Consider the following 24,962-nt stretch of genomic DNA (forward strand, 5'->3'; position numbering starts at 1 on the left):
GTCAAGCGAGGTAGTCAATGTCCGTGCTCCGTCGAATCAGTGCGCTCTTCATGGGGGCATGTCTTCTGCTCATCACCGCTTGTGCAGGTCCCACGAATACGTCCGAGAATGGTCCCTCGGGGAATGGAGCCGAGACCCGTACGATCGCGACCGAACAGGGCAAGGTCGAGGTTCCGGCCGATCCGCAGCGGGTGGTTGTGCTCAACTACGCTCTCGCCGGTTATCTCTTCGACCTCGATGTGCCGGTCGTGGGCACGACTCCCGAGGTCACGGAAACCGACGGGGAGTTCTCGCCGTTCTGGGCTGAGAAGGCTGAGGCCCAGAGAACCGAGTTCTTGCCGTGGAGCAACGATGGATTCGACCTCGAAGCCATCATCGAGGCCGAGCCCGACCTCATCATCGCCGGAGGGATCGGATTCCCACTCAAGCATGCGACCGACTCCTACGACAGACTGCAGGAAGTGGCGCCCACGGTACTCGTATCAGGAGACAAGCAGACCTGGCAGGACCAGTTCTCCTTCATCGCCTCCGACGTGTTGGGCCGAGAGGCGGACTACGAGGAGTTCGAGTCCGCCTATGAGGATCGAGTCGCCGAGGTGAAGGACACCATCTCGATCCCCGAGGGAGAGATCTCCATCCTCACGCTCGACAGCAAGGACACTCCCTATATCCTCATCGAGGACAAGAGCCTGTCGGCGGAGCTGGAACCGCTCGGCTTCACGACTGCTCCGCTGTTCGAAGAGAACGACATCGAACCCTACACTGCGGGCGGAGACATGTTCGGGCCCTCGCTCGAGGTGCTGCCTGATGTTCTTCGCTCCGAGACGGTCTTCGTGGTCGGCTTCAACAATGCGAGCATCAGCGTCGACGACCTCAAGGACGAAACGCCGTATAATCGCGTCCCGGCTTTCGAATCCGGTCAGGTCCACGATCTCCCATACTGGTCGATGCGCGGCGACTATGACGAGGCGATGGCTCTGCTCGACATCGTTGAGGAGATGTTCCCCGCGACGCAGTGACGACGAAGGCGATCAGCGATCTGTCGGCGGCGTATCAGCCGGCTCGTCCTCCTCGTCGGCGTTCTCCTCGTCCTCGCGATTCTCATCCTCGCCGGTCTCGTCCTTCCGGCCGAAGTCGTCGGGGTCGACCTTGTCGAGATACTCGGACGACGGCGCGCCTCCGGCTTCGTGGTCGAGATTCTCCGTTGCCTTGCGCATGCTGTCGGCGGTGCTGCCGTCGGTGGTGTTGTCGTCGGTTGACATTCGGATCACCTTTCGCTGGAGTGCGCGGATGAAGAATCAGTCTACGGGGTGGTCTCGAGTGCGTCGACCGAACATTTCGACAATCCGCTGGAAGGCCGGTCACTCACTCGGTGAACGGCGTGATCGGCTCGGGCTGACCGAGTGAGTCGACGAGTTCTCCGGCTAACGTGCGCAGTTTGATATTGCGATGCGATGAGGCCCTCTTGAGAATGGCGACAGCTTCATCCTGGCTGCAGGCCGCCTGGGCCATCGTGATTCCGATGGCCACGTCGATGACGGTGCGCGATTCCATCGCCCGCTGTCGGTGTTCGGCTGCCTCGGCGAAGTGGGCGGTTCGGACCGCCACTCGCAACGACCTCTTCACCGGTTCCACGAATCTCTGCACGGCCGACAGCGTCGGCTCCCCGAAGTTGTGGGGCTGCATGGCGTAGAAGGTCATGACCGCTTGCGCAGTGTCGTCGATGTCGAGCGGGACCGCCACCAAGCTTCGCAGATCGTGAAGCACAGCGATCTCCATGAAGTCTCGCCAGCGCTTCTCTTCCTCGGCGTCCTCGACGCAGATGGTCGCACCGGTCTTCTTCGCCTCCACACGCGGTCCCGCTCCGAGGTAGGTGTGGATGTCTTCGAATCGTCTCGCTGCGTCGTCGCTGCCGCAGACAATGGTGCTGCGTCTGTTGCGGACCAACATGATCCCGCACGAGACCTGAGAGTCCTGACCGATTTCGACGGCGGCCATGAATGCGAGCTCATCCACGAAGCTGCCGAGCTCGTCTTCTGAAGCAAGGAGTCTGATGAGGAGTTCTGCGACCGATTCGCGGTGGGGGTCGGACGCAGCAACGGTGTCCTTCAACGTCTGCGGTTCAGTTCTGAGCCGCTGGCATGGATGATCCGCGCGAGAATCTGCGGGTGAAGGGGAAGGCGATACACAATCAGGGGTCCTCACATCTGGAGGCCGCCTGCTTGACCTTGCAATATCTTACTCAAGGCTGGTGATATGCCCAAAATCGGTTCCGGGCAATTTTTCAGGCTGGGACACGATTACACGATCGGCATACCGGGCAACACCCCTACCGAGCCGCCTGAAACAGTGTCAGCATGGGTTCATACACGCGATGGAGGAAGGAAGATCGTGATGAGTGTTCACAGCGAAGATGAGAAGGAACCGACAAAGGTCCCCGAGGAGGCCAAAGACGATGTTGCGGAAAAGCCTGGCACGGATTCCGCGTCGAAACAGCGCGAGGATGAATTGGTGGATGAGTGGGAGGAAGAATCCTTCCCTGCAAGCGATCCGCCAGCACACTACTGAGAGGTGAAAGTGAGGGCCCGAGACCTGATGACCAGGTGTCGGGCCCTCACCGCTGAGGAATCCTCCTATGCGGATTCCGAGTCCTCGGGGCCTTTCTCTGCGTCGAAGTTCTCCCGGTAGCGCTGTTGTGCCTCACTGAGCAACCTCTGCGAAAGACGGGCGATCGGTTCGACCTCGACGAGCAGCGGTTCGCAGTCGGGGCCGCGGCCCACCTGCCGTCCGGTGAGTATCCAGGCGAAGCGGTCGGGGTTCTTCTCCTGGAGATGCTTGTACTGGCAGAGCTGGCGAGCCAGCCAATCGCCCAGTGGGCGGGTCCACCAGTCTTCAGGGGTTAGAGGATTGACGGCCAGGCCGGGCAGCTCGAGACCCGACTCGAAGTCGATGCTCCCGCCCTGGGTGTCACTCTCGTAGCCTTCCGAATAGCGGACATAGAGCGGTCGCCCGGACGTTGCGAGCTCTTCGATCGTGTCCAGACTGTCAAGCCTGAGTCTCTCCGGCATCAGTGTGAAACCTCTCTCACCTTGAGGGCCACTGGCCAGGTCACTGACACCGACATTCCTCGGCTTTCCACGGCTTCGGTTGCCGTTGTCAAGAGCATCCTGCAGTGTTGTGCGGCGGCCAGCGTCTCCTCGATCTCGCAGCAGACGAAGACGGCCTGCTGATTCTCTTCATCGAGTGTGTAGTACAGCGCCGCAACCACGTCACCGGCGCGACGAAGCTCAAAAGCGGCTGCTTCTCGATCATCGATGACGGAGTAGGAGTCCGCTTCGTCCATTCCCGTCGGAAGTTCGGCGACTCGAAGAGGGTCGACCGGCGTTTCGCTTCTACTGCCAAGACTCTTGGACATACCCGTACCTCACAAAGGAGAGGGCCGACTTCTTGACCTGCTCGAACTATACGTACAGTGCGCTGACACGGCAATAGGACTAATGCCTCACCTGCCGTGCGCTCGCGAACGAGAATCTGATGCACCGGACGATGGGCCTTTCGCGATGCGGTCTATGGACGAGGGACCATAGACCTCGACGTCACCGAGAGCGCTTTCCTCGAAAAGGTCATCGAGCTCGAGCAGCTGCTCGATCATCATGCTCAGGACGAAGAAGACGAGCAGTTCCCGAAACTGCGCGATAAGCTCACCGGCCGCGAGTCCTGAGGTTTCGCCAGCACGAGACGTCCCTCTGCGCCTTCGATGATGTACTAAGTGACGATCGAATCGTCGACGCGATGGATGCCTTCTGCAACCTCGGTGAGCGAGTTGATCAGGGGTCCTTGGTCTTGAAGCGTCGGCGGTTGAGAACGAGTGCGCTGCCGATCATCACGATCGCCAGCCCGAAATGCAGCCAGTTGTCCGGAGTGTTGAGGGGAACGAAATTCGCCGCGGATTCTGAACCGATGACGAGCCCGTAAATCCACAGGACGGCGTAGACGATTCCGCCCCACAGCAGGTAATGGAACGACCCGGTAGGGGAGCGGCGGACGAGGGCCCCGACGATGCCGAAAAGCAAGTGGACGATATTGTGCAGGATCGAGACCTGGAACAGGCCCAAAAGCAGCGCGGTCGAATGGTGGCCGGCGAATCGCATCGACATATAGTTCGACGTCGCTCCCGGGATGAACCCGAGGACGCCGGCTGCCAGGAAGAGTATGGTGACGATGAGAGCCGCCCACTGGATCGGGCGACCACGCTCATGGGGAACGTCTGGCCCTAGCTTTTCGGCGGTCATAATGCCTCCTCGACTGACGAACTGATCAGATTGCTGACGAACTGGTCAGATTGAGGTCCACGTTAGATTGAGGCCCCGCACCCCTCAACAGCTGCAGGTGACTCACAGACAACAGACGTGTGCACGAGTAGAAGGCCGGGACAGGTAAAGCGGCTGGCGCGGATTGTCAAGACTGTTTACAGGGGTCGTCGCACAATGCCAGGCTGAGAGGACCGCGCAGAGCGCGGCGGAATCCAGCGGGATTCCGACAGGTGAACACAGATGCTGAGGAGGAACAAGGGATGAACAATCACTTGCGCACGGTCTACGAGAGCGGCGGTTCATATGCCACCGTCTACCTTGAGGGACGAACTCCATCAGCCGATGCCGAGACGCAGCTGCGCCTGCGCTGGTCGGAGCTGCGAGACCAGCTGTCCGAAAGCGGGGCAGGGGAGTCTCTCCTCGAGTCCATCGATGCGATCATCCTCGTCGACGAACCCACCGAAGTGCACACAGACGGTCGGACCATCGTTGCGAACTCGGGGGGAGTTCTGCTGGACGAACACTGGGACGCGGCGCTGGGAGATGGCGACGCGGCGTACTTCGGAGACGTCCCCGAACTCGGAGCCTACCTCCGCCAGGAGTGCAGACAGTTCGATGTCGTTCTCGTCATCGCCGGGCAGGATGGTGCGGCCGTCCGCGAACTGAGCGTGACTCCGGATCGCGAACGCACCGAGAACGAGTCGGTCCACGTGACCGGCGACAACGACGAAGACATCAACAAGCCGCGGCGAGGAGCATATTCGCACAACCAGATCCGCCGCCGCGTCGACGAGATCATCAAAGCGAACGCCCGCAGCGTGTCCGACTTCGTCGATCGGCTCATCACGGAGAACGCGCCTGATGCGGTGGTTCTGGCAGGTGAAGTGCAGGGCAGAACGGTCGTCAAGGCCGAACTGTCAGTGAGGGCCGAAGAGCTGCTTCACGAGATCTCAGAAGGCGGCAACGACGATGACGGTGCCGAAGAGGCAATCGATGTGGCGGTGCGAACGCTCGTGACGAGACTCGCCGGCGAACGCGAGGCCGAGAACTCCGAAAGACTGGCCGAGAGTAAGGCCCACGACCGTGCGGTCGAGGGCCATGCCGAAGTCGCGAAGGCAGTCGAGCGCGGTGCGGTGGCGACCCTGCTGCTCGACGATGCTGAGGCAGCAGAGGGCGAAGCAGACATCATTGCCCAAGCTGTTCTGTCTTCAGCAGAGATCGAGCTCAGTCATGAGCCGATGCCTGAAGGCATCGCTGCGATCCTCCGCTACGACGTCGGCGCTGCGCTGGCGGACTGAGGAGTAAGTATCTATCGGTAGATATTAACCAATGAGTTAATACAACGTGTAGGGTTGGTCCATGACAGCCGATCTCGGCAGGCCGGAAGGACCCTCTGATGAATCGACCGACGAATAGTCCGACCCCGAACAACTCGAAGCCACCTGGCGACGAAGTCATTCGGCAGGCCCGGGTCTCGCGCCGTGTCCTCGTGCTCGGGGCGACCGGCTATATCGGGGGACGCCTCGTACCGCGACTGCTGCAGGCCGGTCACCAGGTCCGAGTCGGAGTGCGGCGACCGGAGAAGCTCAAGCAGGTTCCATGGGCAGCCGATGTCGACGTGAGGACCATCGACCTCGACACCGGTCGCGGTCTCGAGGACAGCCTCAGCGGCATCGATACGGCCTATTACCTAGTGCATTCCATGGGGTCCGGTGGGGACTTCGAGGCTGCCGAGGCCGAAGCTGCCAAGCGTTTCGTCGGCGTTGCCGCGTCTGCCGGCGTGGGTCGCATCGTCTACCTCGGAGGGCTGCATCCCGAAGGGCGCAAGTTGTCGAAGCACATGCGCTCGCGGGCGACCGTCGGGCGCATCCTGCTCGACTCCGAGGTTGACGCGATCGTGTTCAACGCCGGCATCATCATCGGCTCCGGCTCTGCCTCGTTCGAGATGATCCGCCATCTCGCCCTGACGCTGAGGTGGATGCCGGCACCGGACTGGGTGGCCAACCGCGTCGAGCCGCTGTCGGTCCGCGACGCTCTCTACTACCTTCTTTCCGCCGCGGATGTGGAAGGAACGGTCAACCGCTCGTTTGATATCGGTTCGCGGCAGATCCTCACCTACGCCGAGGTGATGCGCACCTTTGCCGCTGTCGCCGGTCTCAAGCCCCGTCACGTCATCGCCCTGCCGCTTCCCGCCCCGACCCTGTCAGGTATCTGGGTCGGACTGGTCACTCCGCTGCCGTTCGCTCTCACACTGCCGCTCGTCCAGTCTCTGCAGGAGGATGCGGTGGCCTCGTCACACGATGTCGACGAGGTCATCCGGCCGCCCGAATCCGGTCTCATCGAATTCGGCGACGCCGTCCGACTCGCATTACGTCGTGAAGTCGAAGGCGCCGTAGATACGAACTGGGACGCCGATGCCGGAGGACTCGACGAGGCGGCCCAGCCGCTGCCGAACGACCCGCAGTGGGCGGGCCGCCGCATCTTCACCGATGAACGGTCGGCGGCGATCCCCGGTCTCTCAGCCGCCGATGTGTGGCCCGTGGTCGAGGGCGTCGGCGGATCCAATGGCTGGTACTCCTGGCCGCTGGCGTGGAAGGCTCGTGGAGTCTGGGACAAAGCCGTCGGGGGCGCTGGCCTCAACCGAGGTCGACGGCTGCCGGACGCCCTGCGGATCGGCGACCCGGTCGACTGGTGGAGAGTCGAACGGCTGGAGCGGAACTCTCGCCTGTTGCTGCGCGCCGAAATGAAAGTCTCCGGTCACGCGTGGCTCGAATTCACACTGGCAGACTCCGACGATGGCTGCGAGTATCACCAGACAGCGACCTTCATCCCCACCGGGGCACGCGGTCACCTCTACTGGGCCCTCGTCGCCCCGTTCCATCGGTTCATCTTTCCCGCGATGGCGAAGAACATCGCCGCCGAGGCACGCCGCAGGGTGAGAGCGTGAATGTTCCCCGGTCTTGTTCGTGATCAGGGCGCTGCCGGCAGCATCGAAGCGAAGCCGTCCCGGTAGGTGGGGTAGCCGAGTTCGCCCATGAGCGAGCCGAAGCGAGTTCCATCGATCCGTTTACCGCCCGGCTTCTCGTCCTCGACATGGCCGGGGACGTGCACGCCGAGGCGGTCAGCGATGAAGGCGGCGACGTCGCCCATCTGAGCAGGCAGGGAATCGACAGCGTGGACCAGGTCCGGCGGTTTCGAGTCAAGTGCCAAGCGCTCGAGGCCGTAGACCAGGTCGTCTCGGTGGATGCGGTTCGTCCACCGCTGATGGTTGAACTGCTGTCCGCGTCGCACGGAGTCGATGAGACGGGTGCGGCCAGGCCCGTAGATACCAGCCGGGCGGACGATCGTGAGATGGTCGAAGAGCTCGGCCGCCTCGGACTCGGCCGCAGCGAGGACCTCACCCGGCCCGGACCCTGGAGCGAGCGGAGCGTCTTCGGTGATCACACGCGTCGGATCCTCAGCAAGGACACGCGTGGAGGAGACCAGGACGACTCGGCCCGGCTGTGACTTAAGCACGCGTGCGAGACCTCTCAGCCCGTGGAGGTAGGACCGTTCATATCCGGTCCGAGTCGGTTCGTCCGAAGTGAGAGTGATGACGACCGCGTCGAGTGCACCCAGTCGCGAAACGCTGCGGACCGGGACATCTGCCCTATCGCGGTCGGGAGCTCCGAAGCGGGAGAGGTCCATGCTGATCGCCTCGAAGGCATCGGGCAGTTCGGCGACGCGTCGGCGCAGCCCGATCACCTGGTGCCCCTGGTCGACCAGTCGCAGGCCCAACCGAGTGCCCAGGTCTCCGCACCCGGCCATGAGAATCCTGCGTCCGTTCGTCGTGCTCATTCCGCCTCACTCTTCATCCGGTCATAGGCGGCCAAAGCCGCCTGGCGCGATGCCTTGAGATCGACGATCGGCTCGCGATCACCGTGCGAGCGTTCCGCCCGGGTGAGACCGCCCGGACCGCGGCCCAACCACCTGCCCACGTACTCGTTGTTGGGATCGAAACGCTCACGTTGGCGTTCGGGATTGAAGATCCGAAAATACGGGGCCGCATCCGCGCCGCACCCGGCCACCCATTGCCACGAGACGGGGTTGTTGGCTTCATCGGCATCGACGAGCGTGTCCCAGAACCACTGCTCGCCGTGCCACCAGTGGATAAGCAGATTCTTCGTGAGAAGGCTCGCCGTGGCCATCCGCACCCGATTGTGCATCCATCCGGTCTGCCACAGTTGGGCCATGCCGGCGTCGACGAGGTCGATCCCGGTCGTACCGCTGCGCCAATGGTCGAGTGCCTCGGGGTCGTCCTCATAGGGGAAGGATGCGAATTCCGGCCGCATCGGCTCGGACTCGACGGCCGGCAGGTGATAGGTCAGGTGCCAGGAGAACTCCCGCCAGTAGAGCTGCCGGATCCATGCATGCCGGTCATCGTCGCTCATCTCCGGTATGTCCAGGGCCGCAGCCAGCAGCTGCCGCGGGGATAGTTCGCCGAAGCGCAGTCGCGGCGACAGGCCGGACGTGCTGTTAGGGTCGGCGGGGACATCATGCGAATCGGCGTAACCGTCGATCCCGTCGCTCAAGCACGCGAGCTCACGGGCCGCTTCCCGGCATCCGGGGTTCCAGTGCTCGGCCACGGTCGTCCGCCACCACTGCGGAGTCCTCGCCGAGGCGAAGCTGCCCGAGCCCGTGTCGGTTCCGTCGAGGAGGCCAAGATCGTCGAGACTGCGTCCCCAGGAGTGATTGTCCAGATTCTTCCGGTCTGCCTCAGCCAGGGGGCTCTGTTCGTCGGGCGGCGGCAGGACCTCTCCGACCTCGCGATCGCGCACAGCGTTGAAGAACGGCGTGAAGACCTTGTAGAAATCACCGCTCTGCGGGCTGACCGTCCAGGGTTCGACGAGCAGCGCGCCGGTATGGGAGTGCACGGCACGACCGGCATCAGCCAGGTCCGTCTTGATCTGTGCGTCGAGGCGACGTGCAGCCGGCGCATAACGGCGCGACCATCGCACAGCATCGACTTCCAGGTCCGCAGCCGCCTGCGGGACGATGTCGGCGGCGGAGCCTGCTGCGAAGAGCAGCGGGATACCGAGCTGTGCGAGTTCGGTCTCCAGGACGCGCAGCGATTCGTTCGCCCACCAGCGAGTGGCTCCTCCCAGCGGGCGTGGGCCCAGGCCGTCGTCGCCGCGGCACTCCCTGATCCAGAGGCCGATCACCTGCCCGTCGCCGCAGGCCGCTGTCAGGGCCTCGTGGTCCTCGACGCGCAGATCGTCGCGGAACCACACCAGGGTGAGATGATTAGAGTCTGTACTCGCTGGGGAAGCCGCGATCACAGCTGGTTCGCCCAGTCAGCGTTGCTCAGGGACAGCTCATCGGCCATTCCGTCGAGGAAACGGATGACGGCATCGCGTTCACGGTGACTGAGGCGGGCGGCGGCGTAGACGCGTCTGGCTTGGGAACGCCCCACGGTCTCTCGTGCCGAGCGCGCCGTCTCCGCGGTGATCTCGATGGCGTAAGCTCGGCGATCACTGGGATGCAGCCTTCTGACGACATGCCCTTCACGCTCCAGGCGATTGATCAGCTTCGTCACCGAGGCCGCCGACATGGACATGTGAGCAGACAGCATCTTCGGCGTCACCACCGAATCCTGCCGCTCCGCAGCGAGGAGATAGTGCAGGGCGTGCATGTCCTGTTCGCTGAGCTTCATGAATCTGCGTGAAGCCGCGGAGAGTCTGCGCTCGGCCTCGCGCAGTCGGGCGAGTGAGTTCATGAGTCGAGCGATCTGCTCGCGGTCGACATTCGACAGGTCGGAGGAGTCGATGAGGTCGCCGGGAAAACGGTTTTGCGATCCGGTGTACATGTTCTCTGTGATCGGGTCGTGAGCGCCCGCGGCCTCTGATGACTCCATGCCGCAATCCTACTGATTCCTGCCCCTTGAGCGTAGAAGAATAACCCTCCTAATATAGTACACCGAAGCATAGTATATGCGGAGGGTTATTACATCGTGAGTATGTCAGCTGCTGGTCGAGTAGACCTGCTCGGAGCCTCCGGTGCGCACGCGATTGCGGCGGCGGGTCTCCGGGCTCGTGCCGCGCGAATCGGATGAACGGCGGTTGGCCGGCTGACCGGAACGCGACGCCGAACCCTGACCACCGGAACGGCTGCCGCGAGCCGACTCGCGACGGCGGCTGCCCTCGCCGCCGCGACCGCCCTGGCCGGATCCGCCGCTGCGACCGAAACCATTGCCACGACCGCCTTGGCCGGAACCGGTGCCGCGGTTGTTCTGTCGGGAGGCGTTGCCGTTGCGCTCTCCGCCGTTGCCGCGGGACTTCTCGCGGCTGCGACCCGACTCGTCGGCGGCGCCATCGCGGCCCGCACTTCCACCGCGTCCGCCACGGCCGCCTCGGCGACGGGGCGAGCGACCACCGGACTTCGCTGGTTCGGTCTTCTTACGCGGCTGGACGGGTTCCTTCGGCTGCGGGGCGACGTATTCGGCGATCTCACCGACGAGCTCGGTCACCTCGGGGGACTCTGCGGTGACCTTCTGCGGGGTCGCCTTGATGGCGGCCTTGCGCAGGAGGATCTGGGTGTCCTTGCGCTCTTCGGCGGTCATCACCGTGACGACGTCACCGGCGCTGCCGGCACGCGCGGTGCGACCGGAACGGTGCAGGTACGCCTTGTGTTCGGTCGGGGGATCGACGTGGACGACGAGCTCGACGGAATCGACGTGGACGCCGCGGGCAGCGATGTCTGTGGCCACGAGCACCTTCGCCTCACCATCGGTGAACGCGGCGAGGTTGCGATCGCGAGCGCCCTGCGACAGGTTGCCGTGCAGGTCGACGGCGGGAATGCCCGCTGCCGTGAGCTGGCGGGCGAAGCGTTTGGCCCGGTGCTTCGTGCGAGTGAAGAGGATGCGGCGGCCCGTGCCGGAGGCGAGCTTGTGCACGAGTTCGTTCTTGTCGTCGACCGACACCTCGAACACGTGGTGGGTCATGGCCGATACGTGGGAGGTCGCCTCGTCGACGGAGTGGAGGACCTCGTTGTGGAGGAAACGACGGACGAGCTTGTTGACGTCGTTGTCCAAGGTGGCGGAGAAGAACATCCGCTGTCCCTCAGCAGGGGTCTGGTTGAGGATTCGGGTGACTCCGGGCAGGAACCCGAGGTCAGCCATGTGGTCGGCCTCGTCGAGGATGGTGACCTCGATGTTCTCGAGCGTGAGGATGTCCTGCTGGAGCAGGTCCTCGAGGCGGCCGGGGCAGGCCACGACGATGTCGACTCCGGCCTTGAGTGCGACCTCCTGTCGACGCTGCTTGACGCCGCCGAAGATCGTCGTCGTCCGCAAGCCCACGGCTTTGGCCAACGGGTCGATGACCTCGGTGATCTGCGTGGCGAGCTCACGGGTGGGAGCGAGCACGAGTCCGCGCGGATGGCGGAACTTCTGCGAACCTTTGCCGGATTCGGCCAGTCGGGCGACGAGCGGAATGGAGAACGCCAGGGTCTTGCCGGACCCGGTCTTTCCGCGGCCGAGCACATCGCGGCCGGTCAGCGTGTCGGGCAGAGTGTCCTGCTGGATCGGGAAGGCCTGAGTCTTGCCTTCCTTGCTCAGCGTGTCGACAAGCTTGGCGGGAACACCGAGTTCGGCGAACGAGGTGGGGGCTGGGGAGGCCTTCTTCGTGCGATTGCCCGTGGTGCTTGTGGTGGTGTTGCTGTTGCTGCCTCCGCGGGTGCGAGTGCTGCGGGGATTGGTGTGAGTCTGTGACGTAGTGATGGGGTGGCCCTTCGACGTGCCGGAGGGCGTGCCGGTGCCGTGAATAGGTGGCAGGCAGCCGCTTCCGGTCATGGAATGAGCGCTGTCGGCGCTCTCGATCGCCGAGAGAAAACGGCTTCGGAAATGCGCGGGTGCTTTCACCCAGCTGCAGAGGCGAGGCGTCCTGACGACGCAGGGAACCCGAAAACGGGTTCGCAAGTGGCACCAGTCTACAGGGCGTCGGCTCACGAATCACATTGCCCCCGGTGCCGGCCTGACTTCATCGGTCTGTGACGTTAGCAGAAGCCCTCTGTCGGACTGTGACGCCGGCGGACGTCGTCATTCGGTGTATGAAGTCGCCGGACGTCACTCGTCGGCCCGTGAACTCAGCGGACTCGACATGGCGCGATCACGATTCGGATTCGAGCGCTGACCATAGCGTGAGGTCATCTCGGATCCACTCAGCTGGGATTCGAGGGCCAGTCATCGAACGATAGGACACCAGACCCATGGCACTCTCTCGTCCCTCCACCGACCGGCGGACATCTCCGCCGCGCCACGGACGCCGAACTCTCGGATTCGTCGGATTCCTCGCAGCAGCCGCCCTGACATTGTCCGCCTGCGGGGGAGCAGCCTCGGGGCAGGGCTCGGTCGACGACCTCAAGGATCAGGCTCTAGCAGACGAGGTCCCCGCGGGAACCGTGCTCAATATCGCCGACCAGCAGGAACAGCAGCAGGTGGCGTTGAAGTCCTCCGGTGAGCTCGACGACTTCAGCTTCGAATACGAGTTCTCGAACTTCGTCGGCGGACCGGAGATCCTCGAAGCCTTCCGGGCCGGCGCCGTCGACGTCGCCCGCGTCGGCGATACCCCGCCCATCCAGGCCTTCGCCTCCGGGGAAGTCGTTCCGATCATCCTCGCCCTCCAATCCTCACCCGACGTCATCCGTCTGGCCACCTCCCCGAGCACGGACGTCGACTCGATCAGCAAGATCAAGGGCGCGAAGATCGGCTATGCAGAGGGCACCGCCCAGGGATCTCTGGTGCTGCGACTGCTCGACAAAGCGGGACTGTCGACCGACGACGTCGAACTCGTCCGCCTGGAACTCGGCGAATTCAGCGAAGCCCTGCAATCCGACGAGATCGACATCGCCCCGCTCACCGGAGCCAGGCTGGCCCGCTATCTCCAGGGCTATGAGAAGGAGGGAGCCGGTTACCTGCCCGACAAGGAGACCGCGGGGCTGGGCACCGGGCTGAACTTCATCTATGCCCGCAAGGAAGTGCTCGAAGATCCCGCGAAGTCGGCCGCGCTGAGAGAATTCGTCGCCCATTCGATCCGGGCCAATCAGTGGATCAATGAGAACACCGACGACTGGGTCGAGGACTACTTCGTGAAGAACCAAGGGCTGACCGAAGAGGAGGGCCGCTTCATCCGCGAGCAGGAGGGCACAACGGTCTTCCCGAAGCTCGACGACGTCATCGCCACCGAACAGTCCACCATCGACCTCAGCTACGACTCCGGAGAACTGCCGGTCGACGTAGACGCCAACGACATGTTCGATCGGCGCTTCAACGACGTCATCGAGGACACCGTCGACGAGGTCGGCGCCCACCAGGACCGAAAGGAACTCGACGAATGAGTGTGACAGTCCAGCCTCCGGAGACCACGAGACTCGAACCCGGTCAACACAGCGTCAGCTCCGACATCTCACCGGCACCGGAGCCGCGCGCCCCATGGTGGCAGCGCTTCTCACCGACACGCATCTCTCTCGGCATCGTCATCCTTCTGGCCATCTGGGTGAGCGGTTCGGCCACCGGTCTCATCGACCCGCGCGTCCTGCCCGCACCGTGGACGGCGGTCTCGACGGGAATCTCCCTGACGGAGAACGGTCGCCTGCCCGAGAACCTCCTCACCTCCCTCCAGCGAGCGGCACTCGGCCTGGGCATCGGCGTGATCGCCGCGATCCTGCTCGCCCTCGCAGCGGGACTGACCCGCCTCGGCGAGAGCCTCATCGACGGTCCGATGAATATCAAACGCGCTGTGCCCACCCTGGCCTTCATCCCACTGGCGATCGTGTGGCTGGGCATCGGCGAAGGCATGAAAGTCACCCTCATCGTCTTCTCGGTCATGGTGCCCATCTACATCAACACCCACGCCGCACTGCGCGGACTCGACGGCCGGTACCAGGAACTCGCTGCCACGCTGCGGCTGAGCAGACGCGAATTCGTCACGAAGGTCGCACTGCCCGGAGCGCTTCCCGGGTTCTTCACCGGACTCCGGCTGGCCGTGACCAGCGCCTGGACGTCATTGGTCGTCGTCGAGCAGATCAACGCGACCTCGGGCATCGGGTTCCTCATGAACCAGGCCCGCCTCTATGGACAGATCGACATCATCGTGGTCGGCCTCGTCGTCTACGCCATCCTCGGCGTGGGCAGCGACCTGCTCGTCCGCATCGCAGAAAGGAGGGCGCTGACATGGCGCCAGACACTCTCACGGTGACCGACTCGGACACCACGACCCAGAACTCCACCACCCCCGCCGAGGCGGCTCCGCCCCTTGTGCACGTGCGCGGACTCACCCGCCGGTTCGCTTCCCGCACCGTGCTCGACTCCGTCGACATCGACATCGCCGCAGGTGAGTTCGTGGCACTGCTGGGCCGCAGCGGCTCGGGGAAATCCACCCTGCTGCGGGCACTCGCCGGGCTCGACCCCGACATCGAGGGGCAGATCGACGTGCCCACCGAACGATCGGTCGCCTTTCAGGACTCCCGGCTGCTGCCGTGGCAGAAGGTGCTCGACAACGTCACCCTCGGACTGCGCGGGGAGGATCCTGCGCAACGGGCCCGAGAGGCACTCGCCGAGGTGGGGCTGGCCGGACGTGAGAAGTCCTGGCCCAAGGAACTCTCCGGAGGCGAACAGCAGCGGGTCTCCTTGGCCCGAGCCCTGGTCCGCGAACCGGCACTTCTGCTCGCCGACGAACCCTTCGGCGCCCTCGACGCGCTGACGAAGTCGAAGATGCACGGACTGCTCCACACCCTGCTGACGAAACATCAGCCGGCAGTCCTCCTCGTCACCCACGACATCGACGAGGCGCTGCTTCTCGCCGATCGGATCATCGTCCTCGACGACGGCCGGATCTCCACGGACATCCGCATCGACGCAGCGCACCCGCGCACCGTCACCTCCGCAGAGCTCTCCGAGCTGCGAACCTCGCTGCTCGAGGCTCTCGGAGTCGACGTCGCGGTCTGAGCTCCCGCCCGGCCGAAGACGCCCCGTCCACCCGACGGCCCCACCTGCCCATCCCGCGACTCCCATTCCATGATTCGGAAGGCAACGCTATGACGACAACACCACCGGAGAAGACTCTTCACCTCAACGCATTCCTCATGACCACCGGTCATCACGAAGCCTCGTGGCGGCTGCCCGAAAGCGATCCCGAGGCCGGCACGGACATCGACCACTACATCAGACTGGCACAGACCGTCGAGCGGGGAGGCTTCGATTCGATCTTCTTCGCCGACGGACCGAGCCTCCGCGCAGAGGTGGGCAGGCGACCTGCCGGCAACCTCGAACCGCTCACCCTGCTCAGCGCACTCGCAGTGGCGACACAGCGCATCGGGCTCATCGCCACCGCCTCGACGAGCTATAACTCTCCCTACAATCTTGCCCGCCGGCTCTCCTCGATCGACCACATCAGCCGGGGGAGGGTCGGCTGGAACGTCGTGACCACCGCCGGCGCGGACGCGGCGAGGAACTTCGGCCTCGATGAGCTTCCCGCCCACCGGACCAGGTACGAACGCGCCGAGGAATTCCTCGAGGTCGTCCAAGGACTATGGCAGAGCTGGGACGATGACGCCGTCCTCGGAGACAAGGAGTCCGGCGTCTGGGGTGATGCGGAGAAGGTCAACGCCATCAACCATGAGGGCAACTTCTTCAAGGTCGCCGGACCGCTCAACATACCCCGCTCGCCGCAGGTCTACCCGCTGATCGTGCAGGCCGGATCCTCGGAATCCGGCAAGGAGCTCGCCGCCAAGTTCGCCGAGGCGGTCTTCACCGCCCACCAGTGGCTCGACGATGCGATCGCCTTCGCCGCCGACGTGAAGAACCGTGCGCTCAAGCACGGCCGCAACCCGGAGCATGTGAAGATCCTGCCCGGGATCGTCCCGGTGATCGGAGCCACCGAGGCCGAGGCTCAAGCGAAGGACGAGGAACTCGACCGCCTCATCCGGCCCGAGTTCGCGCTCGCCCAACTCGCCCAAACACTGCGGGTGTCCCCGGACGAACTCTCCCTCGACCGGCAGCTGCCTGCCGATCTTCCCGCCGAGGACGAGATCGAGGGAGCGAAGTCACGGTACACGCTCATCGTCGACCTCGCCCGACGGGAAGGTCTCACGGCACGAGAACTCATCGGCCGCCTCGGCGGGGGTCGCGGTCATCGGACCGTTGCCGGCACACCCGAACAGATCGCCGACGCGATCGAAGAATGGTTCCGTGCAGGAGCCGCCGACGGGTTCAACATCATGCCCCCGTCGCTGCCCGGCGGCCTTGACGATTTCGTCGACACCGTGGTGCCGATCCTTACGCGACGCGGCCTGTTCAGGCACGACTACGAGACGACGACCCTGCGCGGGCACTACGGCCTGCCGACCCCCGGTCAACGGGACCGCGGCGATGAACTCACTGATACGACGAGCAGCGAGGTGGCATGACCATGACTGAGCCGAAGTACCTCTGGTACATTCCCAACCAAACTGAACCCGGACACCGCGGCGACGAAGTGCGAGCCGATCACAACTCGTTGCACACACTGACCGAGCATGCCCGGGCGGTCGAGGCCAATGGATGGGAAGGGGCGCTGTTGGGCACCGGATGGACGCGGCCGGACACCTTCACCGTCGGCACCGCGTTGGCCGCACTCACCGATTCCTTCCAACCGCTCATCGCGGCCAGGCCCGGGTATTGGCACCCGGCGAACTTCGCGGCGGCCGCAGCCACTCTCGATCACCTCAGTCGGGGGCGTGTACTGATCAACATCGTCTCGGGCGCCGATTCGGCGTCGGCCTATGGGGACACTGTGACCGATCGGGGCGACCGGTATGCGCGCACTCTGGAGTTCATCCACCTGGTCAGGCGACTGTGGTCGGAGGAATCGGTGACCTATGACGGGCGGTTCTACACCCTCAACGACGCCGCTCTCGGTGCACGACCGTTCACTGTGGGTGAGCGGTCGCAGCCGACGCTCTACTTCGGCGGGGCCTCGGTCGAAGCGGAGAAGGTCGCTGCCGCCGAGGCGGACGTGCAGCTGTTCTGGGGCGAGACTTATGCTGCCGTGGCCGAGCGGATTGCGCGACTCCAGGCGCTGTCCGAGGAAGTCGGGCGAGTGCATGCGCCGTTGGAATTCGGGTTGCGGGTGACCGTCGTCGTCCGGGAGACGAGCGAAGAGGCGTGGAGTGTGGCCAGGAACCGTGTGGCCGGTATGCATCATGAGAGCCAGGCGAAGGTCTGGCGGGAGAACCACCGGCAGTCGGTGGGACAGGACCGCCTCGTCGCTCTTGCCGATGAGGGCGACGTCCTCGACGATGTCCTCTACACCGCTCCCGGCCGCCTCGGTGGGCAGGGTGCCGGCACCACCTGGTTGGTGGGTTCGTTCCAGGAAGTCGCGGATGCGCTGAACCGCTACCGGTCACTCGGGGTCAGCCACTTCATCCTGTCGGACGCACCGTATCTGGCAGAGGTTGAACGGGTCGGGCAGAATCTCCTCCCGCTGCTTCAGCGGGAGGATTCGGTTGCTGTCGAGCCTGCTGGGACGGTACTCGGATAGTGTCTCTCAGTGCTGTTCGGGAAGGGGTTCGAACTCGGCGATGTCCGGTCACCCGAGCGGCGAGCATCACCGAAGCCCAGCCGATGCCGATGCCCGCGATGTCGTCGAGGATGTAATGCCATCCGAAGTAGAGCGTGGCCACGACCGTCACACCGAAGAAGATCCAGGTGAACACCTGGACGGCGCGATGCTGTTTCGTCAGCGTCATGAATAGAGCGGCGGCGAAGGTGACGGAGACGTGCAGAGATGCGAACGCGGCGACACCCTGGATGGAGTCGCTGCCGATCGGGTTGCTCAGGTAGTCGAGGCGAGTGTCGATGAGGGATTGCTGGAGCTCACTGACTCCGGTGTCGGGCAGCGCCCGGAAGACCTCTGGGTGGCTGAATACCGGGCCGACCGACGGCAGGAGATAGTAGCTGACAGTGCCGAGCACCCAATTGAGACTCAACATCGTTGTATACCAAGCGCCGACGGCGAGTCTGCGATTGAGCACGAGGACTGCGCCGAGGCTGATCGGAATGAGCGGCAGGTAGGCGAGGTAGGCGATCGACAGCAGGTTCGCCGCGATGCCGGTGCCCAGGAGTTCGTGCAGGAGCACCGCCGGAGTGTTTCCGCCCATGAGCCAATGGTCGAGGCGGAACAGCTGCTGATCGAAGAGGGTGCCCTCGCGGAACACCGGCAGCACGCTCTTGAGATTGCGGTAAGCGACGTAGCAGACGTAGAAACTCAGCAGCCCGGCACCGATGCACAGCAGACGGTGGGTGTTCCACTCCTTCTTGGCGATGTCGACGACAGACATCGGCAGATTTCGCCACCCGTTTCGCCTCACCGTTTCCACGATCAGCCCGGCGCCGATGAATCCGAGAACCAGCAGAGGCAGACGGATGTATGAGGGGCCGAGGAATCCGTCGGGGTCCCGCAACGGGAGATCGAGGAAGAGGGAGGAGAACACGGCGGCCGCTCCGACGAGGAGGGACAGCGCCATGGCAAAGGTGTAGGGCCAACGTCGCAATCTGGTCATCGGAACACCGTAGTGATTCACTTTTAGTACATCTTCGGATTTCCCTCGGAGGCGGCTGACCGGAGCCCCGTCTCGCCCGCGCCGGCGGGGCAGAACAGAATGGTCCACCCACTGTGCGGCCCGCGGCATTAGTGTTGGTTCATGACAGAAGGTCCATTGAACGCGCCCCCGAATCGCGATGACCCGATACCCGAGGGACTCAGACTCGGTGCCCGCTTCACCGGATACCTGCTGGTGATCATCGCGGGAATCACAGTCGCGATCTTCGTGGCACTGCAGGTCGCACAGATCGTCGTTCCATTCCTGGCCGGGCTCGTCCTCTCTGCCCTCCTGGTGCCCATGTCGACGTTCCTGCAGAGGCATCGGTGGCCTAAGTGGTTGGCGGTGGTCACAGTCTGGGTCGTCGTCCTCGGCCTGCTGGCCGGACTCGTCCTCCTCATCACCTTTCAGATCAGAAGTGAGATACCTGAGATCCGGAAGCAGGTGGCGACGACCCTGGACGCGGCGAAGCAGCTCTTGGCCACGCAGCCGTTCGGAATCACCGAAGCCAAACTCAACGACCTCGTCGATTCCTCGGGGAAGTGGCTGCAGGACAACGCCGCCGGTCTCGGCTCCGGTGCCGCCGAGGTGGGCACGACGGCGGCGCATGTCATCGAAGGCGTCATCATCATCCTGTTCGTCACCCTCTTCGCGCTCATCGACGGACGCGGCATCTGGACCTGGGTCGTCAACATCTGGCCGAAGAAGGCGCATGCGCGGATCTCCGCGGCCGGTGAGGCCGGTTGGAAGACGCTGACGAACTTCATTCGGATCCAGCTGGTCGTCGCGGCCAGCGATGCTCTCGGAATCGGAGTGGGTGCACTGATCCTCGGCGTCCCCTTGGCGGTGCCGATCGCCATGGTGGTCTTCCTCGGTGCCTTCGTGCCGTTCGTCGGAGCGATCGTGGGCGGAGCGGTCGCGGTGGGCTTGGCGCTGCTCTTCAACGGCTGGGTGCACGGCCTGATCATGCTCGGGATCGTCATCGTCGTCCAGCAGCTCGAGAGCCACGTCCTGCAGCCGTGGCTGACAGGACCCACAGTGAAGATCCACCCCTTGGCGGTGATCCTCGGGGTGACAGCGGGAGCAGCGGTGGCGGGCATCGCCGGGGCCTTCTTCTCCGTGCCGGTCATCGCGACTCTCAATGCGATGATCCACGCGGCCAAGGACTACAGAGTGGGACAGCGTTGAGGCGGGCCGGGCCACGGTTGGATCGAGTGCGGATCGTCAGGGGCGCTCTTCGGCGTCTGCTCGACGATGAGTGCCTCGACAGAGCAGCCGGGCTGAGCTTCTACGCTCTGCTCTCCGCTGCCCCGGCGATCCTCGCCATGGTGTCGCTGCTCGGCGTGGTCGGGGAAGCCGAGTCGACCACGAAGGCGGTGCTCTCCCTGGTCCACGGAGTCTCGGCCGAGGCGGCCACGGCGATCCGCCCGTTCATCGTCGAACTCACCGAGTCGTCTTCGGCCGGAGCCACCCTCATCGGCAGCCTGCTGCTGGCGATCTGGTCGTCGTCGAAATACATCGGCGCATTCGGCCGTGCCCTGAACGCTGTCTACCGGGTCGAGGAGACTCGGCCGTACTGGAAGTTCAAGCCGCTCATGCTCCTGATGACCGTGGTCACGCTCATCGTCCTGGCCTCTCTGGGGCTGCTGCTCGTGCTGTCCGGGCCCATCGCCGAAACGCTCGGCGAGCTCATCGGAATGGGCGCGTTCGCCCTGCTGATCTGGAACGTGGTCAGATGGCCGGTCTTCGTCTTCTTCGTCATGCTGCTCATCGCCCTGCTCTACTACGTGACCCCGAACGTCAGGCAGCCGAAGTTCCGGTGGGTCAGCCTCGGTGCGTTCGTCGCGCTGCTCGTGCTGCTTGCCGTGTCGGCCTGCTTCGTTCTCTACATCAATAACTTCAGCAGCTACAACGTCACCTATGGGTCGATCGGGGGAGTGATCGTCGGGCTCGCCTGGGTGTGGATGGTCAACCTCTCGCTGCTCCTCGGCGCCGAGTTCGACGCTGAGATCGAACGCGAGCGGCAACGGCAGCCCGATGGTGCCGCAGACCGCAGGAATCAGTTCAGACGACGTGCGGCGAACTCGGCGGCATTGTGAAGCACGGTGTTCGTGTCGTCGAGCACCCGACCGAAATGGAGGAACGAATGGAGCACATGCGGATACTCCTCGAAGCGGACGTCGTTGCCTGCCCGCTGCAGGGTTCTGGCCAATGCCCGGCTGTCGTCGCGCAGCGGATCGAGCCCGGCGGCCGCGACGAACACCGGCGGCAGACCGGACAGATCGGCGGTGAGGTGCGCGACGAACGGTGAATGTTCGTCCTCCGGGGTCGGCAGGTAGTCGTCGAGGAGGTTGCTGAGGTCGTGGATGCCCATGCCGTCCCAGTCGCCGCCGTAGAGCCTGCGACTGGCCGAGTCGATGAGACCGTGGCTGCCGTAGATGGGCAGGAGGGCGCGCAGAGCCGAGAAGCTCGCAGGACTCGCCCCGATGGTCTCCGGTTCATCGCGCAGAAGCAGACCTGCGCCGAGGGTGAGAACCGCCCCAGCCGAATCTCCGGAGATGGCCAGACGTGTGCCGTCGATGCCGAAATCCTCACCGTGGCCGGCGAGGTGGTCGACGACCCCGGCACACTCGTGCAGCGCCTGCGGGAACTTCACCTCCGGCGACAGCGAATATTCGACTCCGATCACGGCGAAGCCGCCGGCAGCGGCGAGCACGCGCATGATCCGGTCATGTGTATCGAGGTCGCCGAGGCTGAACCCACCGCCGTGGAGGAACAGGAGACCGGGCAGGACCGCCTCGGTGGTGGGGCGATGGATGCGGATCGGAACGTCGACGTCGGCGGTGCGGATGTGGTGATCATCGGTGCGGCTCATGGTGGGGCCGCCTTCGTTCCACAGCGTGCGTTCGGTCCGGTATTCGGCGCGTTTGGCGGCCAAGGATCGAGCGGCAGGGGAGAGGTCACCGGCAGTAGCGGCGAAGTCCTCGCCGGCCCGGCGGCACGCGTCGGCCCGAGTGGCCTGGACAGCCATGACCTCGCGCATCTGCGGCGACATCGACGCCACGATGTCGGCAGGAATGGTGGCCAGCAGCGCTTCGGTGAGCGCGGGGTCGACGGTCACGCCGGGAATCATCAGCCTCATTCTTGGTCGGCGGCAATGATTCCCAGCTTAGCGAGGCCAGCGGCGGCGGCCACAGTAGGACTCACCTGCGAAGATCCGGAATATCCGCCGATCGACGCTGTTATGACAAGGGGACTGTGACACCAGTCCTTCACCGCCGAAGACACTGCAGGAGCGAACCCTTGACCGAACACATGCGTCGACACGAAACCGACCACGAAATCCCATGGTCACTGCCGATCGTCGTGCGCCGGTCCAAGACCGCCATCGCTCGCCACATCGACGTCCTCGAGACCACCTCTCGTGCTGTCGTGACCTTCCTCGACGATCCGCGCTCACAGCCGGGCGGGGACTGGAACGAGGCCGTCGAATACTGGCGTGACGGAGCGATCCGCAAGGTCGTGCGCCGTGGCGACGGGAAGAAGCTCGAGGACGCACGGGCACTCGGGTGCGTGAGCGTGACCTTCGGCGGCACCGACGATTTCGCTCCCGCCGAGGCGTTCGTCTTCGCACCCGGCCCTGTCGAACCCCTGCCACCGGAGCTGAAGAAGCTTCAGGTCGGCGGCACCGAATTCCCGGATGGGGGCGGATCCTCGATCCCCGCCGCCGAGGCGGTCGTGACGATCGAACTCTCTCCCGAGCTGACGCTCACGACCGGGAAGGCCGCTGCGCAATGCGGACACGCCGCGCAGCTGGCGTTCGAGCAGATGCCCGACGAGGTGCGGGACCGTTGGCGTGAGTCGGGGTTCAGCCTGCGAGTGCAGACTGCGACGAAGGACGCATGGGCGGCGAACGACCAGCAGATCAGCGTCGTCGACGCCGGCTTCACGGAAGTCGATGGGCCGACGGAAACGGTGCGGGCCTCGTGGTGAGGCCGCAACTCGCGAGGACAAGACCCCCCTTCTGTGCTGATCTCCTCCGCCGGGAGACATGCCGCGGCGATGGTCGGTGAGGCCCGGGCGCCGGGGCTTCGGAGTCTTGACAGCTGACGGTGCCAGGACAAGCCTGGAGGGCCAGGCCGGGCCACGTCGCAGCACGTCGGCTGGGCACATTCGACACGCGAGTATTCGTGAGGAGAAGGCACATGGCGACCTCCGTCAGCGACTTCATCATCGATCGGCTCATCGCCTGGGATCTGCACCACTGGTACGGATACCCCGGCGACGGCATCGGCGGCTTCGACGGGGCTATGGGCCGAGCGCAGGACGAGGGCAAGGACTTCACCTATGTGCGCCCCACTCACGAGGAGGAGGCGGCGTTCATGGCCACCGCCCACGCGAAATTCACCGGTGAGGTGGGCGTGTGCGTCTCCACCTCGGGCCCCGGCGCCATCCACCTCATGAACGGCCTCTACGACGCCAAGGGCGACAACGCCCCAGTCGTCGCCATCGTCGGGCAGCAGGCGCGAGTGTCGTTGGGTTCCGAATTCCAACAGGAGATCAACCTCGAACGACTCTTCGCCGACGCCGCGGTGTTCGTGCAGACAGTGGCCGCGCCGATGCACGCGCAACTCGTCGTCGACAAAGCCGTCCGCATGGCCAAGGCCTACCGCGGTCCGGCCGTCGTCGTCCTGCCCGCCGACGTACAGACTATGGACATGGAAGAGCCGGCGGTCGAGCATTTCGTCTCCCGCACCGGCACCGGCTACGCCGAGGACCGCCTGCGACCCGTCGACGACGCGCTCGCCCGCGCGGCCGAAGTCCTCAACAGCGGTGAGAAGGTCGCCATGCTCGTCGGACAGGGCGCGATCGGAGCGACCGATGAGGTCATCGCCGTGGCGAAGCGCCTCGGTGCTGGTGTGATCACCACCCTGCTGGGCAAACAGGTGGTGCCCGGTGATGTCGACTTCCACACCCAGCAGCTGGGTCTGCTGGGATCGCGGCCGAGCTACGACATGATGCAGAAATGCGACACCCTGCTGATGGTCGGCACGAACTATCCCTACGGCGAATTCATGCCGCCGACCGGCCAGGCACGTGCCGTGCAGATCGACCTGTCGCCACGTCACCTGGGGATCCGCTATCCCACCGAGGTCAACCTGTGGGGCGACGCGAAGACCACGCTGGCCGCGCTGCAGTCGCATCTGAGCCAGCACGAGACCGGGTGGCAGGAGAAGATCGCTGATGAGAACCGGGCGTGGATGAAGGAGAACACTCGGGTCGCCATGACCGAAGCCGACCCGATCAATCCTCGCCGGGTCTTCGTCTCCCTCAACGAACATCTGCCCGAGAACGCGATCATCACCTGCGACGCCGGGAGCACGGCCGACTGGTACGGCTTCCACATCGAACTGGGACCGAACCAGATGGGCAACCTCTCGGGTCGGATGGCTTCGATGCTCGCCGCGATGCCCTATGCGCTGGCGGGCAAGTTCGCGCATCCCGATCGTCCGGTGGTGTGCACCATCGGTGACGGAGCTTTCCAGATGATGGGAATGAACGGTCTGCTCACCGTCAAACGGCACTGGCGAGAATGGTCGAACTCCACCCTCGTCGTCCTCGTCATCGACAACGGGGACCTCAACCAGGTGTCCTGGGAGATGCGGGAGGCCGGTGACCCGAGGTGGGACACGGCCCAGCTGGTCGAGTCGATGGACTACGCCGGCTACGCGGAGCTGCTCGGGCTCAAAGGCATCCGCGTCGACGATCCGGAGAAGATCGACGGGAGTCTCGACGAGGCCTTCGCCGCCGACCGGCCGGTCGTCCTCGACGTCCGCTGCGACCGCAACACGCCGCCGCTGCCGGCCCACATCGCTTTCGCGCAGGCCAAAGGCCTCGCGGAATCGCTGCTGGCCGGAGACCCCGAGCTCGGGCAGGTGGTCAAGCAGAGTTCACGGGCCACCGCCGCACGGCTGTTCGCACGCATGGGCCTGACCTCGGATGATTGAGGAGTTCTCTGCGCGCTGCGAGTACGCTGCC

General features: G+C 64.5%; 24 protein-coding genes. 13 read left to right on the top strand and 11 right to left on the bottom strand.

The features are described from left to right. The first annotated feature begins 17 nt into the window (after positions 1–17). A complete protein-coding gene (locus KTJ89_RS09765) occupies positions 18–1,019 on the top strand; it encodes an ABC transporter substrate-binding protein (protein WP_259357563.1) in 1,002 nt (333 codons plus the stop codon). 12 nt (positions 1,020–1,031) lie between these two features. Here KTJ89_RS09765 and KTJ89_RS09770 read toward each other — a convergent pair whose 3' ends face one another. Both KTJ89_RS09770 and KTJ89_RS09775 read right to left on the bottom strand, forming a co-directional pair. After that, on the bottom strand, positions 1,032–1,262 hold the full coding sequence (locus KTJ89_RS09770; RefSeq protein ID WP_259357564.1) for a hypothetical protein: 231 nt from the start codon (positions 1,260–1,262) through the stop codon (positions 1,032–1,034). 103 nt (positions 1,263–1,365) lie between these two features. Beyond that, positions 1,366–2,112: a GAF and ANTAR domain-containing protein gene (locus KTJ89_RS09775; protein ID WP_259357565.1), complete on the bottom strand. Its 747-nt coding sequence runs from the start codon at positions 2,110–2,112 to the stop codon at positions 1,366–1,368. A gap of 144 nt (positions 2,113–2,256) precedes the next feature. Here KTJ89_RS09775 and KTJ89_RS09780 point away from each other — a divergent pair, with 144 nt between their 5' ends. Next, complete coding sequence (locus KTJ89_RS09780) at positions 2,257–2,568, top strand: hypothetical protein (RefSeq protein ID WP_259357566.1); 312 nt, start codon at positions 2,257–2,259, stop codon at positions 2,566–2,568. A 65-nt stretch (positions 2,569–2,633) separates the two neighbouring features. Here the strand turns inward: KTJ89_RS09780 and KTJ89_RS09785 are convergent, their stop codons facing one another. The 3 genes from KTJ89_RS09785 to KTJ89_RS09795 all read right to left on the bottom strand — a co-directional run bounded on the left by KTJ89_RS09785 (position 2,634) and on the right by KTJ89_RS09795 (position 4,292). Further along, positions 2,634–3,068, bottom strand: coding sequence for a DUF6098 family protein (locus KTJ89_RS09785; RefSeq protein WP_259357567.1), 435 nt, complete (start codon positions 3,066–3,068; stop codon positions 2,634–2,636). Continuing rightward, complete coding sequence (locus KTJ89_RS09790; protein WP_259357568.1) at positions 3,068–3,415, bottom strand: hypothetical protein; 348 nt, start codon at positions 3,413–3,415, stop codon at positions 3,068–3,070. Before KTJ89_RS09790 ends, KTJ89_RS09785 begins: the two co-directional genes overlap by 1 nt. 412 nt (positions 3,416–3,827) lie before the next feature. Further along, entirely contained in the window at positions 3,828–4,292 is a 465-nt protein-coding gene (locus KTJ89_RS09795; protein ID WP_172170654.1) for a DUF4383 domain-containing protein, read from the bottom strand. A 281-nt stretch (positions 4,293–4,573) separates the two neighbouring features. Here KTJ89_RS09795 and KTJ89_RS09800 point away from each other — a divergent pair, with 281 nt between their 5' ends. Both KTJ89_RS09800 and KTJ89_RS09805 read left to right on the top strand, forming a co-directional pair. After that, a complete protein-coding gene (locus tag KTJ89_RS09800; protein ID WP_172170656.1) occupies positions 4,574–5,611 on the top strand; it encodes a baeRF2 domain-containing protein in 1,038 nt (345 codons plus the stop codon). 98 nt (positions 5,612–5,709) lie between these two features. Next, a complete protein-coding gene (locus KTJ89_RS09805) occupies positions 5,710–7,260 on the top strand; it encodes an SDR family oxidoreductase (RefSeq protein WP_172170658.1) in 1,551 nt (516 codons plus the stop codon). A gap of 23 nt (positions 7,261–7,283) precedes the next feature. On the opposite strand, the gene KTJ89_RS09810 is transcribed toward KTJ89_RS09805, so the two are convergent. The 4 genes from KTJ89_RS09810 to KTJ89_RS09825 all read right to left on the bottom strand — a co-directional run bounded on the left by KTJ89_RS09810 (position 7,284) and on the right by KTJ89_RS09825 (position 12,138). After that, positions 7,284–8,150: a Rossmann-fold NAD(P)-binding domain-containing protein gene (locus KTJ89_RS09810; protein WP_259357569.1), complete on the bottom strand. Its 867-nt coding sequence runs from the start codon at positions 8,148–8,150 to the stop codon at positions 7,284–7,286. Further along, the gene (locus KTJ89_RS09815; protein ID WP_259357570.1) at positions 8,147–9,583 is read right to left on the bottom strand and encodes a cryptochrome/photolyase family protein; all 1,437 of its coding nucleotides are present in this window, start codon (positions 9,581–9,583) and stop codon (positions 8,147–8,149) included. Before KTJ89_RS09815 ends, KTJ89_RS09810 begins: the two co-directional genes overlap by 4 nt. A gap of 44 nt (positions 9,584–9,627) precedes the next feature. After that, a complete protein-coding gene (locus tag KTJ89_RS09820) occupies positions 9,628–10,206 on the bottom strand; it encodes a MarR family winged helix-turn-helix transcriptional regulator (protein ID WP_172170662.1) in 579 nt (192 codons plus the stop codon). Positions 10,207–10,311: 105 nt separating this feature from the next. Next, positions 10,312–12,138 (bottom strand): DEAD/DEAH box helicase, encoded by a 1,827-nt coding sequence (locus KTJ89_RS09825; RefSeq protein ID WP_259357571.1) that lies wholly within the window; start codon positions 12,136–12,138, stop codon positions 10,312–10,314. Positions 12,139–12,554: 416 nt separating this feature from the next. On the opposite strand from KTJ89_RS09825, the gene KTJ89_RS09830 reads away from it, so the two are divergent. The 5 genes from KTJ89_RS09830 (at position 12,555) to KTJ89_RS09850 (ending at position 17,863) form a co-directional block, all read left to right on the top strand. After that, a complete protein-coding gene (locus KTJ89_RS09830; protein WP_259357572.1) occupies positions 12,555–13,682 on the top strand; it encodes an ABC transporter substrate-binding protein in 1,128 nt (375 codons plus the stop codon). Beyond that, the gene (locus tag KTJ89_RS09835) at positions 13,679–14,542 is read left to right on the top strand and encodes an ABC transporter permease (protein WP_259357573.1); all 864 of its coding nucleotides are present in this window, start codon (positions 13,679–13,681) and stop codon (positions 14,540–14,542) included. Before KTJ89_RS09830 ends, KTJ89_RS09835 begins: the two co-directional genes overlap by 4 nt. Continuing rightward, positions 14,518–15,291, top strand: coding sequence for an ABC transporter ATP-binding protein (locus KTJ89_RS09840; RefSeq protein ID WP_259357574.1), 774 nt, complete (start codon positions 14,518–14,520; stop codon positions 15,289–15,291). The genes KTJ89_RS09835 and KTJ89_RS09840 overlap by 25 nt, the downstream gene beginning before the upstream one ends. A gap of 89 nt (positions 15,292–15,380) precedes the next feature. Beyond that, a complete protein-coding gene (locus KTJ89_RS09845) occupies positions 15,381–16,751 on the top strand; it encodes an LLM class flavin-dependent oxidoreductase (protein ID WP_259357575.1) in 1,371 nt (456 codons plus the stop codon). 2 nt (positions 16,752–16,753) lie between these two features. Next, positions 16,754–17,863: an LLM class flavin-dependent oxidoreductase gene (locus tag KTJ89_RS09850; protein WP_259357576.1), complete on the top strand. Its 1,110-nt coding sequence runs from the start codon at positions 16,754–16,756 to the stop codon at positions 17,861–17,863. Here KTJ89_RS09850 and KTJ89_RS09855 read toward each other — a convergent pair. Further along, the gene (locus tag KTJ89_RS09855; RefSeq protein WP_259357577.1) at positions 17,745–18,884 is read right to left on the bottom strand and encodes a phosphatase PAP2 family protein; all 1,140 of its coding nucleotides are present in this window, start codon (positions 18,882–18,884) and stop codon (positions 17,745–17,747) included. The two genes, KTJ89_RS09850 and KTJ89_RS09855, sit on opposite strands and share 119 nt — an antisense overlap. 141 nt (positions 18,885–19,025) lie before the next feature. Here KTJ89_RS09855 and KTJ89_RS09860 point away from each other — a divergent pair, with 141 nt between their 5' ends. Further along, positions 19,026–20,111 (top strand): AI-2E family transporter, encoded by a 1,086-nt coding sequence (locus KTJ89_RS09860; protein ID WP_259357578.1) that lies wholly within the window; start codon positions 19,026–19,028, stop codon positions 20,109–20,111. Between the two features lie 26 nt (positions 20,112–20,137). Continuing rightward, complete coding sequence (locus KTJ89_RS09865; RefSeq protein WP_259357579.1) at positions 20,138–21,022, top strand: YihY/virulence factor BrkB family protein; 885 nt, start codon at positions 20,138–20,140, stop codon at positions 21,020–21,022. On the opposite strand, the gene KTJ89_RS09870 is transcribed toward KTJ89_RS09865, so the two are convergent. Then, positions 20,983–22,056 (bottom strand): alpha/beta hydrolase fold domain-containing protein, encoded by a 1,074-nt coding sequence (locus KTJ89_RS09870; RefSeq protein WP_259357580.1) that lies wholly within the window; start codon positions 22,054–22,056, stop codon positions 20,983–20,985. The genes KTJ89_RS09865 and KTJ89_RS09870 overlap by 40 nt on opposite strands. A 170-nt stretch (positions 22,057–22,226) precedes the next feature. On the opposite strand from KTJ89_RS09870, the gene KTJ89_RS09875 reads away from it, so the two are divergent. Continuing rightward, positions 22,227–22,916 carry an aminoacyl-tRNA hydrolase gene (locus KTJ89_RS09875; RefSeq protein WP_259357581.1) on the top strand — a complete coding sequence of 230 codons (690 nt, stop codon included), beginning with the start codon at positions 22,227–22,229 and terminating at the stop codon, positions 22,914–22,916. A 212-nt stretch (positions 22,917–23,128) separates the two neighbouring features. Beyond that, positions 23,129–24,931, top strand: coding sequence for a thiamine pyrophosphate-requiring protein (locus KTJ89_RS09880; protein ID WP_259357582.1), 1,803 nt, complete (start codon positions 23,129–23,131; stop codon positions 24,929–24,931). The last annotated feature ends 31 nt before the right edge of the window (positions 24,932–24,962 follow it).

The sequence above is a fragment of the Brevibacterium sediminis genome (genome assembly GCF_024895295.1).
GTDB lineage: Bacteria > Actinomycetota > Actinomycetes > Actinomycetales > Brevibacteriaceae > Brevibacterium > Brevibacterium sediminis.

What these genes read in the sequence shown, in the direction of transcription:
- KTJ89_RS09870 (WP_259357580.1), bottom strand. Translation starts at nt 22,056, where the DNA reads ATGATTCCCGGCGTGACCGTCGACCCCGCGCTCACCGAAGCGCTGCTG.
- KTJ89_RS09825 (WP_259357571.1), bottom strand. Translation starts at nt 12,138, where the DNA reads ATGACCGGAAGCGGCTGCCTGCCACCTATTCACGGCACCGGCACGCCC.
- KTJ89_RS09770 (WP_259357564.1), bottom strand. Translation starts at nt 1,262, where the DNA reads ATGTCAACCGACGACAACACCACCGACGGCAGCACCGCCGACAGCATG.
- KTJ89_RS09780 (WP_259357566.1), top strand. Translation starts at nt 2,257, where the DNA reads ATGCCCAAAATCGGTTCCGGGCAATTTTTCAGGCTGGGACACGATTAC.
- KTJ89_RS09785 (WP_259357567.1), bottom strand. Translation starts at nt 3,068, where the DNA reads ATGCCGGAGAGACTCAGGCTTGACAGTCTGGACACGATCGAAGAGCTC.
- KTJ89_RS09850 (WP_259357576.1), top strand. Translation starts at nt 16,754, where the DNA reads ATGACTGAGCCGAAGTACCTCTGGTACATTCCCAACCAAACTGAACCC.
- KTJ89_RS09835 (WP_259357573.1), top strand. Translation starts at nt 13,679, where the DNA reads ATGAGTGTGACAGTCCAGCCTCCGGAGACCACGAGACTCGAACCCGGT.
- KTJ89_RS09880 (WP_259357582.1), top strand. Translation starts at nt 23,129, where the DNA reads ATGGCGACCTCCGTCAGCGACTTCATCATCGATCGGCTCATCGCCTGG.
- KTJ89_RS09795 (WP_172170654.1), bottom strand. Translation starts at nt 4,292, where the DNA reads ATGACCGCCGAAAAGCTAGGGCCAGACGTTCCCCATGAGCGTGGTCGC.
- KTJ89_RS09845 (WP_259357575.1), top strand. Translation starts at nt 15,381, where the DNA reads ATGACGACAACACCACCGGAGAAGACTCTTCACCTCAACGCATTCCTC.
- KTJ89_RS09765 (WP_259357563.1), top strand. Translation starts at nt 18, where the DNA reads ATGTCCGTGCTCCGTCGAATCAGTGCGCTCTTCATGGGGGCATGTCTT.
- KTJ89_RS09820 (WP_172170662.1), bottom strand. Translation starts at nt 10,206, where the DNA reads ATGGAGTCATCAGAGGCCGCGGGCGCTCACGACCCGATCACAGAGAAC.
- KTJ89_RS09855 (WP_259357577.1), bottom strand. Translation starts at nt 18,884, where the DNA reads ATGACCAGATTGCGACGTTGGCCCTACACCTTTGCCATGGCGCTGTCC.
- KTJ89_RS09800 (WP_172170656.1), top strand. Translation starts at nt 4,574, where the DNA reads ATGAACAATCACTTGCGCACGGTCTACGAGAGCGGCGGTTCATATGCC.
- KTJ89_RS09860 (WP_259357578.1), top strand. Translation starts at nt 19,026, where the DNA reads ATGACAGAAGGTCCATTGAACGCGCCCCCGAATCGCGATGACCCGATA.
- KTJ89_RS09840 (WP_259357574.1), top strand. Translation starts at nt 14,518, where the DNA reads ATGGCGCCAGACACTCTCACGGTGACCGACTCGGACACCACGACCCAG.
- KTJ89_RS09805 (WP_172170658.1), top strand. Translation starts at nt 5,710, where the DNA reads ATGAATCGACCGACGAATAGTCCGACCCCGAACAACTCGAAGCCACCT.
- KTJ89_RS09790 (WP_259357568.1), bottom strand. Translation starts at nt 3,415, where the DNA reads ATGTCCAAGAGTCTTGGCAGTAGAAGCGAAACGCCGGTCGACCCTCTT.
- KTJ89_RS09830 (WP_259357572.1), top strand. Translation starts at nt 12,555, where the DNA reads ATGGCACTCTCTCGTCCCTCCACCGACCGGCGGACATCTCCGCCGCGC.
- KTJ89_RS09810 (WP_259357569.1), bottom strand. Translation starts at nt 8,150, where the DNA reads ATGAGCACGACGAACGGACGCAGGATTCTCATGGCCGGGTGCGGAGAC.